Below are 17,203 nucleotides of genomic sequence, written 5' to 3'. Positions count from 1 at the left end.
TCCTTGACGCAAGTCGAAGACGAGGTGCGCCGCACCTTTTCAGAACCAGCCACCGGAGGTTCATCGTGAACGCATGGAATTTCTCGACCAACGCCTACATCCAGGGCGAGCGCCCCCGCGTGTGGCAGCAGGCCCTCTCGCGCCTGCACCTGCCCACCGTCGACCAGCCGGACGCCGGCGTGCACGGCGATGTGGCCAGCCTGGTGTCGCCGCAGGGCATCGAGTTCGCCCGCATGAGCGCGTCGCCGCAGACCATCTCGGGACGCTCGGCCGATCAGCCCTTCTCGGTGTGGCTGTCGATCCTGATGGAAGGTCGCTTCGCCTTCGGCGGCAGAGCGAGCGAGCCGGTCATCGACCTGATGCCAGGCGACATCATCTACGGGCCCACCGGCGTCGATTCCACGCTCACGCTCAAGAGCGACTTCCGCATGCTCTACGTCAAGATCCCGCAACTGATGCTGCACCCACGCCTCATCAACCTGGGCTCGCTGCGCACCGGCACACTGTCGGGCCACAAGGCGATCAATCGCATCTTCGCGGGCATGCTCACGTCGGTGGCCGAGAACATGGAAGAACTCGACGCCGCCGAACTGCGCCCCATCGAGCTTGCACTGACCGAGTTCGTGGTGGTCAGCCTGGCCGGCAGCACCGCGGTACAGGCCTTCGGCAGCACGGCACGGCTGGTGCACTACCAGCGCATTTGCCAGTCGATCGAGAACCAGCTGGGCGATCCGGAACTCACCGTGGGCAAGATCGCCGCCGAGCAGCACGCGTCGCTGCGCTACATCCAGAAGCTCTTCGAGGCCGCCGGCCACAGCTTCGGCCAGTACCTGCGCCAGCGCCGGCTGGAGCGCTGCCGCTCCGACCTGCAGAGCACGTTGCACCGCCACCTGTCGATCTCCGACATCTGCTTCCGCTGGGGCTTCAGCGACCCGGCGCACTTCAGCCGCACCTTCCGCGCCGAGTTCGGCACCACGCCGCGCGCCTACCGCCAGGCACAGTTGGGGGACACTGATACGGTTGCGGACGTTCTGGAGCCCGACGCCGCCTGAGCGGTACAGACGAGGAGGCATGCGTCTCAGGTTCGAGCCGCTTGTCATAGAAGGTCCGAGACAACGCGCAGCGGATGCCGAGCGTGGCTGGTTTCAAGATGTCTGGACCGTGGGCGCCGTTTGATCAACGGCGCCAGATTCATTATTCGGCTGTGAACGTTTCCGGAATCGAAGGCTTTTCTCCGGCCTTGCCCCAAAGGATGATCTCGGTGCCCCAGGGGTCTCGAAACGCGTGGTTGTAGCCGTTGAATGTCGTCCAGTAATGGTTGCGCCACAAGATCGTCGCGCCGCGCTCGACAGCGGCGGACAAGATGCGATCGGGCGTGTCGCTGTCGCCGATCAGGATCCAGACACGCGCCTTGCGGCCTTCGATACAGAGCACCCGAGGATCGACGCCGGCCGGTTCTGGATGCGGCCGCGCATTCGCGACATCGAAGAGGCCGAGGTGCAAGTTGCCGATGGCACTCTCGGTGCCATCCGGATTCATGAAATTGCCACCCGGAACCATCCGGTGGTAGGCGCCCTCGGGACGCGCGTCGTTTCTCCAGCCGAAAACCTCGGCATAGAAACGGGCCGCGGCTGAGGGATCATTGCTGGGCAGATCAACAAAGATCAGCGTGTTGGGTGTAGTCATCAGTTCTTCGTTCTAGAAATAGAAGTACGCCGTGGGCGAGCTGAAAACTCGCGTGAGGCTCGCGCATGCCTCAAGCCTCAACCGAACTGGAAGGCCGAGATGTCAGCCATCATCACGTTGTCGGTGAACGGCCTGGAACCCGCGGACTCGTACGCTGCGCCAGCGGCGACCATCAACGGCAGCAGATGTTCTTCGCGCGGATGGGACTTCCGCCCGGCAGGCGCATCGCTCCATCGCGTTAGAAATTCCCATCGTGTCTGCGGATCGGACGCCACGGCGTTCGTCAGCCAGGCGTCGAAAATCGCGGAGGGCTCCCGCGCGGCCGGCGTACGGAAGCCGCGCATGTCGTGGTAACTCATGCCCGATCCGACGATCAGTATTCCTTCCTCGCGCAACGACGCCAGCGCCCGGCCCGCGGCGAGATGTTCCTCGGGATCGAGATCCTCTTTGAGCGACAGCGCCACGACCGGAATGCTGGCTTCTGGATCGACCAGCAGGAACGGCACGAAGATGCCGTGGTCGAACCCACGCGTGTGGTCAGTCGCGGCTGGCAACCCTGCCGCCGTTAGCAACGCGACCACCTTTCGGGCCAGTTGTGGAGAGCCGGGCGCCGGATAGTTCAATTGGTAGGTATGCGGCGGGAACCCGGTGTAGTCATAGATCATCTCAGGCTGTTCCGCGGTGGAAGCGGTGAAGGCCTTCTCTTCCCAATGACCGGAAATCACCACAATGCCTTTGGGCTTCCCGGGCAGCCTCGACTGCAGTCCGCGAAGAAAGGCCTCGAGGTCGTTCCAGGTGTCGGCAGGTCCGCCCATCACGGTCCAGTCCATGAAGAAACAGGGCCCGCCACCGTGGGGAATGAAGAAGGTAGGCATCTTGGTTGCAAGGTCTGTGGTCATGGTTGCCTGCGCTTTAGCGTTTTCATGTGAGCGGCCCTTCAGGCCCAGCTGTATGGAATCAGGATGCCGCTCTTGTACGGCTTGAAGCCCAACGACTTCTTCGCGACGATGGTGCTCAGGCCGAGGAACAGCGGGATCGAATAGCCCTGCTCCACCTGCCACATGTCGAAGGCCTTGAAGCCTGCGATGCGCTTGTCGTCATCGGGCTCGCCCATCAGCGGGTAGAGCTTCGGCGGGATGTCCTCGCCCTTCCAGATCGAGAAGCTCATCTTCGGGTCGAGCATGTAGCCCGAGTAGGTGCCCGGATCGCCCGCTGCCGGATTGAAGGGCTTGAGCACCGGGCCGTCGAACTTGCCCGTGCGCTGGTACTCGTAGAGCGTCGGACTGTCTAGCACCTGCAGGTTGACCTCGATGCCGACTTTCTGCCACATCTGCACGATGACCCGCGCGGTGTCGAAGTCGCTCGCGAACACACCCTTGCTCGTGTAGAAGTTCAGCTTCGCCGGGTTGGCTGGGTTGTAGCCCGAGGCCGCCAGCAACGCCTTGGCCTTCTCGGGGTCAAAGGCGATCTTGAAGTCGGGCACATAGGCCGGGAAGCCCGGGCCGGCTGGCATGTAGACGGCCGTGGCGTGGCCGCCGAACAGCGCCTTCGAGATGGCCGCCTTGTCGATCGCATGGTGGCAGGCCAGCCGCACGTTCTTGTCGGTCAGGAGGCCCTTGTTCGCCATCTGCAGGAACACCACGCCGGTGGTCGCGTCCAGGTGCGGCGCCAGGCCCGGCAGCGCGCCCAGGCGCTCGGCCTCGCGCACCGGGATGTTCATCGTCAGGTCGGCCTGGCCGGCCTGCATGGCGGCCGCGCGCGCGGTCGGGTCCTTGGTTACCTGGAACACCAGGCGCTTGACTTTCGCTGCGCCGCGCCAGTAGTTCCCGTAGGCCTCCAGCACGATGCGCTGGTCGCGCTGGTACTCGACCAGCTTGTACGGGCCGGAGCCGATGGGCCTGGCCTCGAAGCCGTCCTTGCCGACCTTCTCGTAGTAGGCCTTGGGCAGGATGTAGGCGGGGATGTCCGCGAACATCACCGGCGCGATCGCCATCGGCGCGCTGAACTTCACCACCGCCTTCAGCGGCGTGGGCGTGTCGATCGCTTCGATGGCCGACCACACGCCAGCCAGCAGCGACGCCTTCTGCGCACGCGGCCGGTCGAAGAACGAGAACTTGAAATCGGCAGAGGTGAGCTTGTCGCCGTTGTGGAAGGTCACGCCGTCGCGAAAGTTCAGCTCCAGCAGCGTGCAGGTGGTGTCGAGCCACTTGAAGTCCGACACCACGCTGGGCGCGAACTTCAGGTCGGGCGCGAGTTCCAGCGGCTGGTCGTACACGCACTTGATGACGGCCGACTGCGTCGGGTTGAGCGACACCGGATCCCAGCTCAGGATGTCCATCGGGAACGCGACCGTCACGGTGCGCGCGTCCTGCGCGAAGGCGCCGGTGCCGAAGGTGGTGGCCATCGACGCGCCGAACAGGGCGAGCGGCAGCTTGGTGACGAAATCTCGGCGGTGGGTCATGGCAGCAAGCGCTCCGTGAAGAAGGTCGAAGGGATCAGAAGGGCTTGTCGCCCTGGATGGTCACGCGATGGCCGGAGCGCGTCTGCGGGAAGTAGTCCCACACGGCGTGGTGCTCGACGCAGCGGTTGTCCCAGAAGGCCACCGAGTGCGGCTGCCAGCGGAAGCGCACCTGGAAGTTCGGGTTCTGGCAATGCGCGAACAGGAACTTCAGGATCGCATCGCTCTCGGGCTTGTCCAGGCCCACGATGTGCGTCGTGTACTGCGCGTCGGCGAACAGGCACTTGCGCTTCGTCACCGGGTGCGTGCGCACGATGGGTTGCGCGGTCGCCGGAAAGCGCTTGTTCGGATCGGTGGTGTACTTGCGGTAGATGTGCTCGGCATCGTGCACCGCGGTCAGGCCTTCGAGATAGCACTTCATGCGCTCGGACAGCGCCTCGTAGGCCGCGTACTGGCTCGAGAAAAGGGTGTCGCCGCCGACCGGCGGCACGATGTGCAGGTGCAGGATGCTGCCCATCGGCGGCTCCTCGTTGCAGCTGAGGTCCGAATGCCAGCTCTCGCCGGCCACCGACTTCGAATTCGCATCGCCATGGATCGGCACCACGTACGGGTACCCCTCGACACCGAAGCCGCCGGTGTGCAGCACCAGATCGCCGTAGTGGCGCGCGAAGCGCTGGTGCGATTCGAAGTCCAGCTTCTGGTCGCGGAAGAACACCACCTGGTGCGTCATCAGCGCCTCGTGGATCTCGTGCACCTGCTGGGGGTGCAGCGGCTGCGTGAGGTCGACGCCGCCGATCTCGGCGCCGATGGTGAGCGTCAAGGGCGCCACCTGGATCGTCTCGTACTGCATGATCAATTCACTCCTGGATGCATCCATTCTTGGCCGGCGAGGCACGATGTCTCTTGCCTCGCGGCGCATGGCGACTTGCGGGAAACGATGCAGCGGAGAACCCCGTGCAGCCTCGTGCGCACGAGCGGGTCATAGCGGCCAGCGCACGCCGAGGTCGCGTGGCGGCACCGCCGCCAGCAGGCTCTTCGTGTAGGCGTGCTGCGGGTCGGCCAGCACCGCCTCGGTGTCGCCGCTTTCCACGACGACGCCCTGGTGCATCACCAGCACGCGGCTGCACAGGTAGCGCACCACCGCGAGGTCGTGCGAGATGAGCAAGAGCGAGATCTTGTGTTCGCGGCGGATGCGCAGCAGCAGGTTGAGGATCTGCGCCTGCACCGAGACGTCGAGGCCGGAGACGATCTCGTCGGCCACCAGCAACTGCGGCAGGTCGCACAGCGCGCGGCCGATGTTCACCCGCTGACGTTGGCCGCCCGACATCTGCGAGGGAAATCGCGTGAGCATGTCGGGAGCGAGGCCGACGTCGGCCACCAGCTCGCGGGCGCGCGCCTGGCGGTCGCTGTGCAGGTTCGGCCGGCTCTCCATCGACTGCGTGACCAGGCTCTGTACGCGGCGGCGCGGGTTGAGCGCCGAGCGCGCGTCCTGGAAGATCATCTGGATCGACGCGATGCGGCGCTCCCAGTCTTGCGCCCTGGCGACCAGCGCCTTGCCGTTGAGCAGGATGCGGCCCTCGCTCGGCGTCTCCAGACCCATCACCAGCCTGGCGAGACTCGACTTGCCGCTGCCGCTTTCGCCCACGATGCCGACGAACTCGCCAGGGGCGATCGAAAGATCGACATCCTTGACCGCATGCACGCCGGTTGAGCGGTGCAGCCAGCCGCCGCGCGGCCTGTAGACCTTCGACAGGCCTTCGAGCTGCAGGAAGGGCGCGTCGCTCATGCGCGGTGCGTGGAAGATCGTCGCGTCGCTGGCATCGGCGGCCAGCAGCGGCTCGGGCGCGGCCGCGCCATGCACGCAGCGCACATGGTGCCCGGGCAACACCTCGCGCATCGCAGGCACGCCGGTGGCGCAGGCCTCGGTCGCCACTGCGCAGCGCGGCTGGAAGCGGCAACCCTGGAGCGACGGGAAGTCGCTGATGCCCGGCATCTGGCCCGGCAGTGAGAACAGCAGCCGGCGCGGGCCGGTGAGGTGCGGGTTGGCGCGCTGCAGCGCCTGGGTGTAGGGGTGCAGCGAGCGCGTGAAGATGCGCTTGGCCGGGCCGCGTTCGGCCATCTCGCCGGCATAGAGCACCACCAGCTCGTCGCACACGTGCGCGGCCAGGCCGAGGTCGTGCGTCACGAAGATCACGCCGGTGCCGCGCCGCTCCTGCAGCCCGCGGATCAGCGTGACGATGTGCGCCTGCGTGCTGGCGTCGAGCGCGGTGGTGGCCTCGTCGGACACCACCAGCTGCGGGTCGCCGGCGAAGGCCATCGCGATCATCACGCGCTGGCACATGCCGCCCGACAGCTGGAAGGCGTACTTGTCGAGCACCTGCGCCGGCTGGTGGATGCGCACCTCGGCCAGCATCGCGGTGGCGCGCTCGCGCCATTCGTCCCTGGCGACGCCCAGGCGCAGCAGATGCTCCTGCAGCTGCTGCCCGATGGTGAGCACCGGGTTCAGCGCAGTCATCGGCTCCTGCGGGATAAAGGCGATGCGCGAGCCCAGCAGGGCGCGGTGCGCGTCGGCGGGCATGCCGAGCAGGTCGTGGTCACCGAAGCGCAGCGTGCCGGCATCGACCGAGAAACCGTCGGGCAGGTGGCGTGCGACGACGCGGCCGAGCATGCTCTTGCCGGCGCCGGATTCGCCGACCAGGCCGAGCGTGGCGCCGGCGCGCAGCGTGAAGCTCACGTCGCGCAGCACCTGCAGGCGCTCGGGCCGGCCGGGCGCGGAGACGGTCAGGCCACGGGCTTCGAGCAGGACGGCGCCAGAGGGCTTCACTTGCACGGGCGGCACCGGCGACAAGGCCGATGCGTGGGGGATGGCGTGGGCAAGGCTCATGGCGTCAGGTCCCCGAACGGTTGAACAGGCGCGGGTCGGTGGTGCGGCGCAGGCCATCGCCCAGGCAGGTGGTCGCAAGCACGGTGAGCACGGTGCACAGCACCGGCGCGATCAGGCCCCAGGGCGAACTGAAGACGCTCTTGAGGCCGTCGGCGATCATCACGCCCCAGGTCGGCACGTTCGGCTCGACCGACATGCCGACGAAGGACAGGATGCTTTCCGCGACCACCGAGATGCCCATCTCCAGACTGATCAGCGAGATCAAGGTCGGCAGGATGCCGGGCACGATGTCCTTCATCACCACCTGCCAGTGGGAGGCGCCAGTGATGCGCGCCGCGGCCACGTAGTCCTTGCGGCGCAGCACCACCACGTCGGCACGGATGACGCGGCAAAAGCGCGTCCAGTCGACCAGGATGATGGCGATGATCACGTTGAGCAGGCCGGGCGACAGCGCGACCATCAGCACCAGTGCGAGCACGATGGCCGGAAAGGACATCCACAGGTCGACCATGCGCAGGATGGCCCACTCGATGCGCCCGCCGCGGTAGCCCGCGATGAGCGCCAGCGTGCAGCCCAGCATCGCAGCCCCCAGCGGGGCGGTGAGCGCGATGATCACGGTGACGCGCGTGCTGTAGATCAGGCGCGAGAGGATGCACTGGCCGAGCGCGTCGGTTCCCAGCGGAAAGGCGCGGTCGCCGCCCGGCGCCCACGCGGGCGGCAGCACGGTGTTGAGCAGGTCCTGCTCGTTGGGCGCATGCGGTGCGAGCCAGGGCGCGAAGATGGCCAGGGCGATCAGCAGCAACAGCAGCGTGGTGCCGATGACGACGCGGGGTTCGCCGAGAACGCGCCGGAGCGGCGCCGGTGCGGACAGTACAAGAGAGCTCATGGCGTGCGCAGTCGGGGGTTGAGCAGCAGCAGGACCGCATCGGTGACCATGTTCACCGCCTGGACGGCGATGGCGTAGGTCAGCGCCAGGCCCTGGATCATCGGCAGGTCGTGCGCGCCGATGGCGCTCACCATCAGACTGCCGATGCCGGGAAAGCCGAAGATGGTCTCGATCAGCAGCGTGCCGCCGATCACCGTGCTGGCCTGGATGCCCAGCATGCTGACGGTCGGCAGCGCCGCGTTCTTGAGCGCATGGCGCACCAGGATGCGGTTCTCGCTCAGGCCGCGCAGGCGGGCAGCCGACACGTAGTCTTCGGTGTAGGCATCGAGCAGGCTCGAGTGCAGGATGCGCATCAAGGGCGGCGCGATGCCCAGCGACAGTGCGAAGGCAGGCAGAGCCAGGTGCTTCAGTGCACTCCACAGCGCGGCGAAGTCGCCGGCCAGCACTGCGTCGACCAACAGGAAGCCGGTCACGTTCGGCACCATCAGGCCGGCGTCGAGCTGACCGAGGAAGGGCAGCAGCTTCAGCCCGATGCCCACGCCGAGGATCAGCAGGATGGCCCAGAGGAACTCGGGCACCGAGATCGAGATGCTGTTGACGACCTCCACCGCGCGCTCGATGCGCGTGCCGCGGTAACGAAAGGCCAGCAGCCCGCCGCCGATGCCGAACACCATGCCCAGCAAGAGGCCGCAGGCGATCAGCTGTAGCGTGGTCGGCAGCGCCTTCAGGATGAGCGGTGTGACCTGCAACCCCGACGTCAGCGTGCGACCGAGGTCGCCGTGCAACGCATTGCCCAGCCAGATGCCGAACTGCACCGGGATCGGCTTGTCGAGACCGAGCGCTTCGGTCAGCGCCTTCACGTCGGCCGGCGTCGCGCTCGGCGGCAGCAGCATGCCCATCGGGTCGGCGGGCAGCACCCGCAGCACGAAGAACACGAGCGCCGCGAGGGCCAGCAGCATCGGAACGCGCCACAGGATGCGCCACACGGTCGGCATCGCGGCGAGGCTGCGCCCGGCGATGGCGCTCAGGCGGCCGGACGATGCCGGCGTGGACAGGGCGGGAGAGGTGAGCATGGCGATGGGTGGGTGACGCGCCCTGTGGGCGATCAGCAGTCGTGGGTGACAGCGTCGGCCTGGGCCTCGGCCTGGTGAATCGGAATGCGTGTGGCCTTCTTGCCGCTGGCTTTCCAGGCGGCCTGGTAGCGCGGCACCAGCCAGTTGTTGAACTCGCGCTGCGCCTGCTCCTGCCACGAATAGCGGCCGCGCGTGGCGAAGCGCGAACGCAGGCCCACCTGCACTAGCTCATCGACATGCAGGTCCTGCGCGATGATCTCGTTGGCCGCGTGCATGTTCATCGCCATGCGCTGCTGGAACAGCGGGTCCTTCATGGCCCCCGGCGCGAACAGCAGGCCGGTGTCCATCTCGTGCGTCTCGGGGCCGTCGGCGCGCAGGATCATGTAGATGACCATGTCGCTCATCATCACCAGCGACAGCGTGGGCGGGATGTTGGCGAACATCATGCGGTTGCGCTCTTCGGTGTTGAGCTTGGGGAACACCGGCAGGATGGCCTTCTGCGTGGCGTTGAAGCTGGCGTCCTGGTGCAGCGTGCCGTTGAAGCGGTAGTAGCCGGCGGTGGTCTCGGGCAGGTCCGGAAAGCTCGCCATCGCGCTCGGCACGAAGTCGTGAAGCGGGCCGTGGTGCAGCCGGTTGGCGTGGTAGCCGTCGTTGTTGTTCTCGAACATGACCTTCCAGTTCCACGCGAAGTGGGCTGGCTTGTCGGGCCGCGGGCCGTCGAGATGGGCCAGGTCGAAGTTGGCCAGCGCCTGCGTCACTTCCGCAAGGCGCGGTGCCAGCGGCTCGGCCATGGGATCGAAGTTCACGAAGACGAAGCCCTGCCAGACCTCGACCTTCAGCGTCGGCAGGCAGAAGGCCTTCTTGTCGAAGCCCAGGGTCTGCTCCATGGCGGGCGCGCCGATCAGGTCGCCGTCGAGCGAGTAGGCCCAGTGGTGATACGGGCAGAGAAAGGCGTTGGTGTTGCCGTGGCCCTCGGCCACCAGCATGGCGCGGTGCTGGCACACCGACGACATCGCCTTGATCTCGCCGGCGCGATTACGCGCGATGACGAGTGGCTCGCCGATGATCTTCGTGGTGAAGTAATCGCCGGGCTTGGTCACCCACGACTCGCGGCCGACGCACAGCCATTCGTGGTTGAAGACCGCCTCTTTCTCGAATTCGTAGAAATTGCGATCCGTGTAGCAAACTGGGGGAAGTGCCTGCGCTTTTTGAACGGACAAGACCGAGCTGTCGAGTTCTTCAAAGAATTGGTCCGTGGGAGAAAAAGTCATTGCTGCGCCTTCGAGATGAATTCTTTTCGCGGGAGTCTCATTCCCCGAAAAGGCCTTGAGTGCAAACGATCTTAGGACCCGCCACCCGCACGGGTCTTGCCATCAGGCGCACGACCAATGGCCTGGGGGCGCACCATCTTGGGCCGTGGGAGATCGAACGCGAAAGCAGCAAAAACATGACGTCCGATCTCATAGCGAGAACCGCGCCATCAGTGCGCGCGGATGTGAAAAGGCCGCGGTCCGGCGTGCACCGGAACCGCGGCCTTCCGCGACACGTTCAGATCGATTTCGTGCTCAAGCGCTCCAGTAGTACGGCAGGATCCACCCGTTGCGGAACGGCTTGTAGCCGGCCTCGGCCTTGGCATAGGCCACGGTGGACACACCCTGCACCAGCGGCAGCGAATAGCCTTGCTCCACCGCCCAGACGTGAAACTTCTTGTAGCCCTCGATGCGTTTCTCCAGGTTGAGTTCGACCAGCAGCGGATCGAGTTGCGTCGAGACATCCGGGCTACGCCAGACCGAGAAGCTTTTCTTCGGGTCCAGGTAGTAGCCGGCAGACAGTTCCGGGTCGCCAGTGGCGTTGGTCCAGAACCAGAGCGTCGGGCCCTCGAGCTTGCCGGCCTGCACCTTGGTGTAGTACTGGGCCGGCTCGATCACCTCCAGCGCAGCGTCGATGCCGACCTTCTTCCACATCTGCACGAGGGCGCGGGCCATCTCGAAGTCGTTGGGGTAGATGCCGTTGGTGGCGAAGAAGCGGAACTGCACGGGCTTGCCGGGGCCATACCCGGACTCCTTCAGCAGCGCCTGCGAGCGGGCCGGGTCGAAGGCGAACGCGTAGTCGGGTGCATAGGCCGGGGTGCCCGGCGCCGCTGCGGTCGAGAGCGGCGCCGCGATGCTGTTGAAGAAGGCCTTGGAGAGGGCCTGCTTGTCGATCGCGTGGTGCATCGCGAGGCGCACGTTCCTGTCGACCAGCGGGCCGCTGTTGACCATCTGCACGAGATAGGTGTCGACCGTGGGCGTGAGGCTGTTGGCCAGGCCCGGGCTCTGACCCAGGCGCAGCGCCTCGCGCATCGGCAGCGCAGCGGCCAGCTGCACCTGGCCGGACTGCACGGCCGAGACGCGCGTGGTCGGGTCCTTCACGACCTGGAACACGATCTTGCGAATCTTCGCCGGGCCGCGCCAGTATCGGTCGAAGGCCTCGAGCGTGATGCTCGAGTCGCGCTGGTAGTCGACCAGCTTGTACGGCCCCGAACCGATGGGCTTGGCGAGGAAGCCGTCGAGCCCGACCTTCTCGAAGTAGGCCTTGGGCAAGATGAAGGCCGCGCTGTAGCCGAGGAACTGCGGCGCCGTGACCATGGGCTTGCCGAAGCGGATGATCGCGCGCGTGGGCGACGGCGTCTCGATGGCGGTGATGCCGCCCCAGATGAAGCTCAGCTGCAGCCCCTTTTCGGCGCGCAGACGGTCGAAGAAGGTGAACTTGAAATCTTCCGACGTGAGCTTGTCGCCGTTGTGAAAGAACACGTCGTCGCGCAGGTCGACCTGCAGCACCAGGCCTTCCTTGTCGAGCCACTCGTAGTGCTTGACCACTCCGGGCTGCAGCTTGGAGTCGGGCGTGTATTCAAGCGGCTGGTCGAACACGCACTTGAAGAGCGCGGTCGGGTTGGGCGCAGCGCTCTTGCTCGGGTCCCAGCTCGGCACGTCGATCGGATAGGCGATGCGCACCTGCTCCGTCGCGGCGTTGGCGTCGATGCCCCATTGCGCGAGCAGCAGGCCAGCGATGCCGACGGGAACGGACTGCGTGAAATTGCGGCGATTGATCATGGCGGTTCCTCAGCGGAAAGAGAAAACCTCCGGCGTGACGAGCACGGCGGAGGTTGCGATGGAGCAGGTCAGAAGGGGCGATCGCCCTTGACCCAGAGGCGGTGCGCTTCGCGGATGTATTTCTTGTCGTCGAACAGCGAGCCCGTGTGCAGCGAGCAGCGGTTGTCCCAGACCAGCAGGTCGCCGACCTGCCACTTGTGGCGGTAGACGAACTGATCCTGCGTGCCGTACTCGACCAGCGAATCGACCAGGTCGACGCCCGCGGGGTTCTCCATGCCGATCACACCCTTGACGGTGCCGCTGCTGGGCCACAGCGCCTTGCGGCCGTTGGCCGGGTGCGTGCGGATCAGCGGATGGATCACGTCGGGGTTCTCGGCCTTGAGTTCGGGCGAGAGTTCCCGCTTGGCGTAGAGCCGCGTGGTCATCAGATGCTCGTAGCTGTGGTGCACCTTCAGGCCGTCGAGCTCGGCGCGCTTGGCTTCGGGCAGCGCGTCGTAGGCCGCGCACATGTCGGCCAGCAGCGTGTCGCCACCCTCGGCCGGCACTTCGACCGCGTAGAGCATCGTGCACATCACCGGCTTCTCCTTGTACGAAAAGTCGGTGTGCCAGCCCACGCCGTCGCGGTGGCTGCCGATCGGCTTTCCGTTGACTTCGCGGTTGGAGAGCATGTAGATCTCCGGGAAGCCCGGCATCGTGTGCTCCTGGATGGTGTGGTCTTCGGGCTCGCCGAAGGCGCGCGCGAAGTTCACCAGTTGCTCGGGCGTGAGCGACTGGCCGCGCAGCAGCACGGCGCCGTGCAGGTTGAAGGTGTTGACCACCTCCTGCAGCGTGTCGACGTCGCCGGCGGACACGTCGACGCCGAGCACTTCGGCGCCGTAGTTGTCCTTGAGTTTGCGGATGGAAAGGGTCTCTGCGATGGTCATGGGATTCTCTCGGGCATTCGTTCAGAAAAGGGGGGGCGTCCGGCAGCGAGGTGCACCGACGGGGCTGCAAGTCACATGCCGGCCAGGCGGAACATGCTCGACCGCTCGAAACAGGCAAAGCCACCAGTAGCGCAGCAGCATCGATGGATTCATGTGCGCTCCCCTCCTCGTCGTCAGAAGGTATGGACCAGCGCGACGCGGTAGGTCGTCTGCGAGTTGTCGTTCGAGGGCAGCGTGTAGAAGCCGGCGCCTTGCGAGGCATCGACATTCGACGACGCATGCAGATAGGACGCCGATGCATAGATCGTCGTGCGCTTGGACAGGCTGTAGCGCACCGCACCGGTGTATTGGTTCCACCTGTCGTCGGCCATGGTCACGTGCTGGTAGCCGCCGACGAGCGCCCACGGGCCTCCCAGGAAATACATCCCGCCGAGCTCGTACACGTGCTGTGTCGTGCTGTTGTCGCCCTTGGTGAACTTGGTGGCCGTGGTGTTGGCCGCGAGCAGGAACTTCTCGAAGTTGTAGCTGATGCCGATGCCGGCGATTTCCTGCTTGTCCACGAGGAAGCCCGAACCCGTCGTCCCGTAGAGATCGGTCACGGTGTTCGTTGCGGGATCGGCGACCGCCGCGGGAACCCCCATGAACGAGAACACGCCGGTCTGCGCGTAGGGATAGACGTTGGTGTCGTTGAGCCGCACATAGGCGGCGCCGACGCTCAGCGGGCCGTTCTTGTAGCCACTGCCTAGGCTGAAGGCCGTCTTGGTGTTGAAGGCGTCGATCTGCTCGCCGAACGCGAACATCGCGCCCGCCGTGAAACCACCGAAACTGGGCGTCACGTACTTGACGGTGTTGTCCATCTGCTTGCCGGAAATACGGTCGTAATCGCCCTGGTGGCCGGCGTAGACGCTCGCGAAGCCGCCGTAGTTGAACTGGGTGAGATAGTCCCGCACGAAGTCGTACTGGCGGCCCATGGTCACAGTGCCGAGCGAGGCGCTTTCCAGCCCGACCCACGATTGCCGGCCGAAGCCGCGACCGCCCTGGGCCAGGGTTCCGTTGCGCAGGTTGAAGCCCATTTCGAGGTTGAACAGCGCACGCAAGCCGCCGCCCAGGTCTTCCGCGCCGCGAAATCCGAGCCGATTTCCGTAATTGACGCCGTCGGCGAATTTGTATTGCTTCCCGCCGCCCTGATTGTCGATATAGGTGATGCCCGCATCGATGATGCCGTAGATGGTGACCGAACTCTGCGCATTGGCCGACAAGGACAAGGCGGCGATCGCACCCCAAAGACAACGCTTGATCATTTCAATATCCTCAGTGTTCCGAGATGAAGAACCTTGCGCTTTCAACGTGGGAAAACGCAGCTCCGACAGACAATTGGAATTACTTCCCACATGCCGCATCAGTTCTTTCAGGTTATTTCAGAGCACTGCACTCCTTCTTGTTCGAGAATGTTAAGGAACTTGCAGATAACCGCATTGGCGTCTTTTGGCGGTTCCTGGTTCATTTGCGATCAAGTCCTTCATCCGGGCGACATGTCGCCAGAGCTCAGATCCGCTGATCCGTCGAGGGCTTTTCCCAGAGATTCACGCCGCCATCGATCAGGTGACGATCGATCTTGGCCAATTCCTCTGCGGTGAAATCGAGGCGCTCCAGCGCCTTGACGTTTTCGCGGATCTGTCGGGCGCTGCTGGCGCCGATGAGCACGGAAGTCATGCGCGGGTCCCGCAGGATCCACGCCACTGCCATCTGCGCGAGCGTCTGGCCGCGGCCCTGCGCCAGCTCGTTGAGCATGCGCACCGCGGCCAGGTTGCGCTCGCTCAGGTGCGAGGCCGGCAGCGAATCGCCACCCGGCTGATTGATCCGTGCATCGGCCGGAATGCCGCTCAGGTACTTGTCAGTCAAGAGGCCCTGCGCCAACGGCGTGAAGGCGATGCAGCCGGCGCCCAGCGTCTCGAGCGTGCCGGTCAGCTCCGACTCGATCCAGCGGTTGAGCATGTTGTAGGCCGGTTGGTGGATCAGCAGCGGCACCTGGTGTGCGGCCAGCAGACGTGCGAATTCGCGCGTCTTGTTGGCCGAGTACGACGAAATGCCGACGTACAGCGCCTTGCCCTGCTGCACAGCGCTGGCGTACGCCGCAGCGGTTTCCTCCAGCGGCGTGTCGGCGTCGAAGCGGTGCGAATAGAAGATATCGACGTAGTCGAGCCCCAGGCGGCTGAGCGACTGGCCGAGGCTGGCGAGGATGTGCTTGCGCGAACCGCCGCCACGCCCGTACGGGCCCTGCCACATGCTCCAGCCGGCCTTGGTCGAGATCACCAGCTCGTCGCGGTGCGCCTTGAAGTCTTCCTTCAGGTGGCGGCCGAAGTTGCGCTCGGCGCTGCCGAAGGGCGGGCCGTAGTTGTTGGCCAGGTCGAAGTGCGTGATGCCCAGGTCGAATGCGGTGCGCAACATGTCGCGCTGGCGCTCGAAAGGCGTGGTGTCACCGAAGTTGTGCCAGAGGCCCAGCGACAGCACGGGCAGCTTGAGCCCGCTGCGGCCGGTGTGGCGGTATTGCATCTGCTGGTAGCGCTCGGGCGCGGCAACGTAGGTCATGCTGTGTTCTGTTCAGGTTCTATGGAAGTAGCAAAGTTACGCGCAATGCCCCCGCACTTCTTGTTCCAGTGCGTCCGGTTTTTTGCACCACGGCACCGCCCGGATTGCTGGTGCGGCACAGCCATGAAGGCGCCCTTGCCCGCATGCGTCAGATAGGGCGCGCCGAATCGAAACCATGAAGGGCGACAGCGTGACCGCGTCGGCACGGCCAGCGCTACAACCGCGAGACGCTCGAAGTCCAGTACAAGGGCAAGAACATCGCGCAGATCCTCAAGATGACGGTCGAGGCCGCGCATGAATTCCTGAAGGCGGTGCCGACCATCGAGCGCAAGCTGCACACGCTGCTCGACGCGGGCAACACCATCGTGCTGATCGAGCACAACCTCGACGTCCATCAAGGCCGCCGACTGGCTCATCGAGCGCCAGAATGATGCGCACCGCCTGAGTGCGACCGGCCGGCCACGCACCAGAACGAAAGCGCGGCGGCCGGCACTGGCCCCAAACGCGACGGGGCGCTGGCACTTACCGGGCGCGGGGCTTGCCTGCACAGTCGGCATCGGCGCGGCATCGTGGAGATGCTGCATTCCAGATGTCGATCTCAGGAGCTCCCATGAAATTCATCCCCTATCTGTCGATGGCCTTCGCGGCCTGCCTGTTGAGCGGCGCGGCCGCGGCGCAAACCAAGGAACTGACCTTTGCCCACCAGGACATGCTGGTGCCGCTGCGCCTGGTCATGGAATCGGGCGAGGTCGAGAAGGCCACGGGCTACAAGATCAACTGGCGCATGTTCTCGGGCGGCGGCGACGTGATCCGCGCCATGGCCTCGGGCGACGTGCAGATGGGCGAAGCCGGCTCCAGCCCGCTGACCGCCGCGGCCAGCCAGGGCCAGGACATCCAGCTGTTCTGGATCTCGGCCGACATCGCCGACGCCGAGGCCCTGGTGGCGCGCAACGGCAGCAACATCACCAGCCTGAAGGACTTGAAGGGCAAGAAGGTGGCGACGCCCTTCGTCTCGACCGCGCACTACCAGTTGATGGCCGCGATGAAGATGGACGGCGTGGCCGGCCGCGACGTCAACGTGATGAACATGCGGCCACCCGAGATCGCCGCCGCCTGGGAGCGCGGCGACATCGACGCCACCTTCATCTGGGACCCGGTGCTCTCGAAGATCAAGACCAACGGCAAGGTGATCGCCACGTCGGGCAGCATCGGCAAGAAGGGCGCGCCGACCTTCGAGGGCATCATCGTCAACAAGCAATGGGCCGCCGCCAACGAGCCCTTCATGGTCGCTTTCGTGAAGGCGCTGAACCGCGCCAACGACGAGTACAAGGCCTCGGGCAAAAGCTGGACGGCCGACTCGCCGCAGACCAAGGCGATGGCCAAGTGGACCAAGGCCAACCCGGCCGACGTCGGACCGGCCATGGCGCTGTACACCTTCCCCACGCTGGCCGAGCAGGTGTCGCCGGCCTGGCTGGGCGGCGGTGCGGCCAAGGCCATGGCCAACACCGCGGCCTTCCTGAAGGAACAGGGCCGCGTGCAGGAGGTCAAGCCCGACTACAGCGCGTTCGTGACCACGGCCTACGTGCAGAAGGCGATGGCGAAGTAGCCCGCA

General features: G+C 65.5%; 14 protein-coding genes and 1 pseudogene. 3 read left to right on the top strand and 12 right to left on the bottom strand.

Going from position 1 to position 17,203, the window contains the following annotated elements:
• Nucleotides 1-65 precede the first annotated feature (65 nt).
• Nucleotides 66-1,052 (top strand): helix-turn-helix transcriptional regulator, encoded by a 987-nt coding sequence (locus N8A90_RS16480; RefSeq protein ID WP_262076051.1) that lies wholly within the window; start codon nt 66-68, stop codon nt 1,050-1,052.
• A 142-nt stretch (nt 1,053-1,194) separates the two neighbouring features.
• Here N8A90_RS16480 and N8A90_RS16475 read toward each other — a convergent pair whose 3' ends face one another.
• From N8A90_RS16475 to mgrA, 12 genes are all read right to left on the bottom strand, one after another.
• Nucleotides 1,195-1,686, bottom strand: coding sequence for a VOC family protein (locus tag N8A90_RS16475; RefSeq protein WP_262076050.1), 492 nt, complete (start codon nt 1,684-1,686; stop codon nt 1,195-1,197).
• Between the two features lie 77 nt (nt 1,687-1,763).
• Nucleotides 1,764-2,585, bottom strand: coding sequence for a DODA-type extradiol aromatic ring-opening family dioxygenase (locus N8A90_RS16470; RefSeq protein WP_262076049.1), 822 nt, complete (start codon nt 2,583-2,585; stop codon nt 1,764-1,766).
• A gap of 38 nt (nt 2,586-2,623) precedes the next feature.
• Nucleotides 2,624-4,147, bottom strand: a complete 1,524-nt coding sequence (locus N8A90_RS16465) for an ABC transporter substrate-binding protein (RefSeq protein ID WP_262076048.1) — start codon at nt 4,145-4,147, stop codon at nt 2,624-2,626.
• Nucleotides 4,148-4,181: 34 nt separating this feature from the next.
• Nucleotides 4,182-4,994, bottom strand: coding sequence for a TauD/TfdA dioxygenase family protein (locus N8A90_RS16460; protein ID WP_262076047.1), 813 nt, complete (start codon nt 4,992-4,994; stop codon nt 4,182-4,184).
• Between the two features lie 129 nt (nt 4,995-5,123).
• On the bottom strand, nt 5,124-7,028 hold the full coding sequence (locus N8A90_RS16455; RefSeq protein ID WP_262076046.1) for an ABC transporter ATP-binding protein: 1,905 nt from the start codon (nt 7,026-7,028) through the stop codon (nt 5,124-5,126).
• A 4-nt stretch (nt 7,029-7,032) separates the two neighbouring features.
• Nucleotides 7,033-7,914 carry an ABC transporter permease gene (locus N8A90_RS16450; RefSeq protein ID WP_262076045.1) on the bottom strand — a complete coding sequence of 294 codons (882 nt, stop codon included), beginning with the start codon at nt 7,912-7,914 and terminating at the stop codon, nt 7,033-7,035.
• On the bottom strand, nt 7,911-8,987 hold the full coding sequence (locus N8A90_RS16445; protein ID WP_262076044.1) for an ABC transporter permease: 1,077 nt from the start codon (nt 8,985-8,987) through the stop codon (nt 7,911-7,913). Before N8A90_RS16445 ends, N8A90_RS16450 begins: the two co-directional genes overlap by 4 nt.
• A 32-nt stretch (nt 8,988-9,019) precedes the next feature.
• Nucleotides 9,020-10,258: an aromatic ring-hydroxylating oxygenase subunit alpha gene (locus N8A90_RS16440; RefSeq protein WP_262076043.1), complete on the bottom strand. Its 1,239-nt coding sequence runs from the start codon at nt 10,256-10,258 to the stop codon at nt 9,020-9,022.
• Nucleotides 10,259-10,552: 294 nt separating this feature from the next.
• A complete protein-coding gene (locus N8A90_RS16435) occupies nt 10,553-12,079 on the bottom strand; it encodes an ABC transporter substrate-binding protein (protein ID WP_262076042.1) in 1,527 nt (508 codons plus the stop codon).
• A gap of 68 nt (nt 12,080-12,147) precedes the next feature.
• The gene (locus N8A90_RS16430; RefSeq protein WP_262076041.1) at nt 12,148-13,002 is read right to left on the bottom strand and encodes a TauD/TfdA dioxygenase family protein; all 855 of its coding nucleotides are present in this window, start codon (nt 13,000-13,002) and stop codon (nt 12,148-12,150) included.
• Nucleotides 13,003-13,175: 173 nt separating this feature from the next.
• The gene (locus N8A90_RS16425; RefSeq protein WP_262076040.1) at nt 13,176-14,348 is read right to left on the bottom strand and encodes a porin; all 1,173 of its coding nucleotides are present in this window, start codon (nt 14,346-14,348) and stop codon (nt 13,176-13,178) included.
• A 199-nt stretch (nt 14,349-14,547) separates the two neighbouring features.
• Nucleotides 14,548-15,591 (bottom strand): L-glyceraldehyde 3-phosphate reductase, encoded by a 1,044-nt coding sequence (gene mgrA, locus N8A90_RS16420; RefSeq protein WP_262076039.1) that lies wholly within the window; start codon nt 15,589-15,591, stop codon nt 14,548-14,550.
• A 203-nt stretch (nt 15,592-15,794) separates the two neighbouring features.
• On the opposite strand from mgrA, the pseudogene N8A90_RS25410 reads away from it, so the two are divergent.
• Together N8A90_RS25410 and tauA are read left to right on the top strand one after the other, a co-directional pair.
• Nucleotides 15,795-16,011 (top strand): annotated as a pseudogene (locus tag N8A90_RS25410) (hypothetical protein); the annotation flags it as partial.
• 190 nt (nt 16,012-16,201) lie between these two features.
• Entirely contained in the window at nt 16,202-17,197 is a 996-nt protein-coding gene (gene tauA, locus N8A90_RS16410; protein WP_410087694.1) for a taurine ABC transporter substrate-binding protein, read from the top strand.
• Nucleotides 17,198-17,203: the final 6 nt, after the last annotated feature.

The sequence above is a fragment of the Variovorax sp. N23 genome (assembly GCF_025486315.1).
In the GTDB taxonomy this organism is placed as follows: Bacteria; Pseudomonadota; Gammaproteobacteria; order Burkholderiales; family Burkholderiaceae_C; genus Variovorax.
This window is presented reverse-complemented; position numbering and strand designations above follow the sequence as displayed.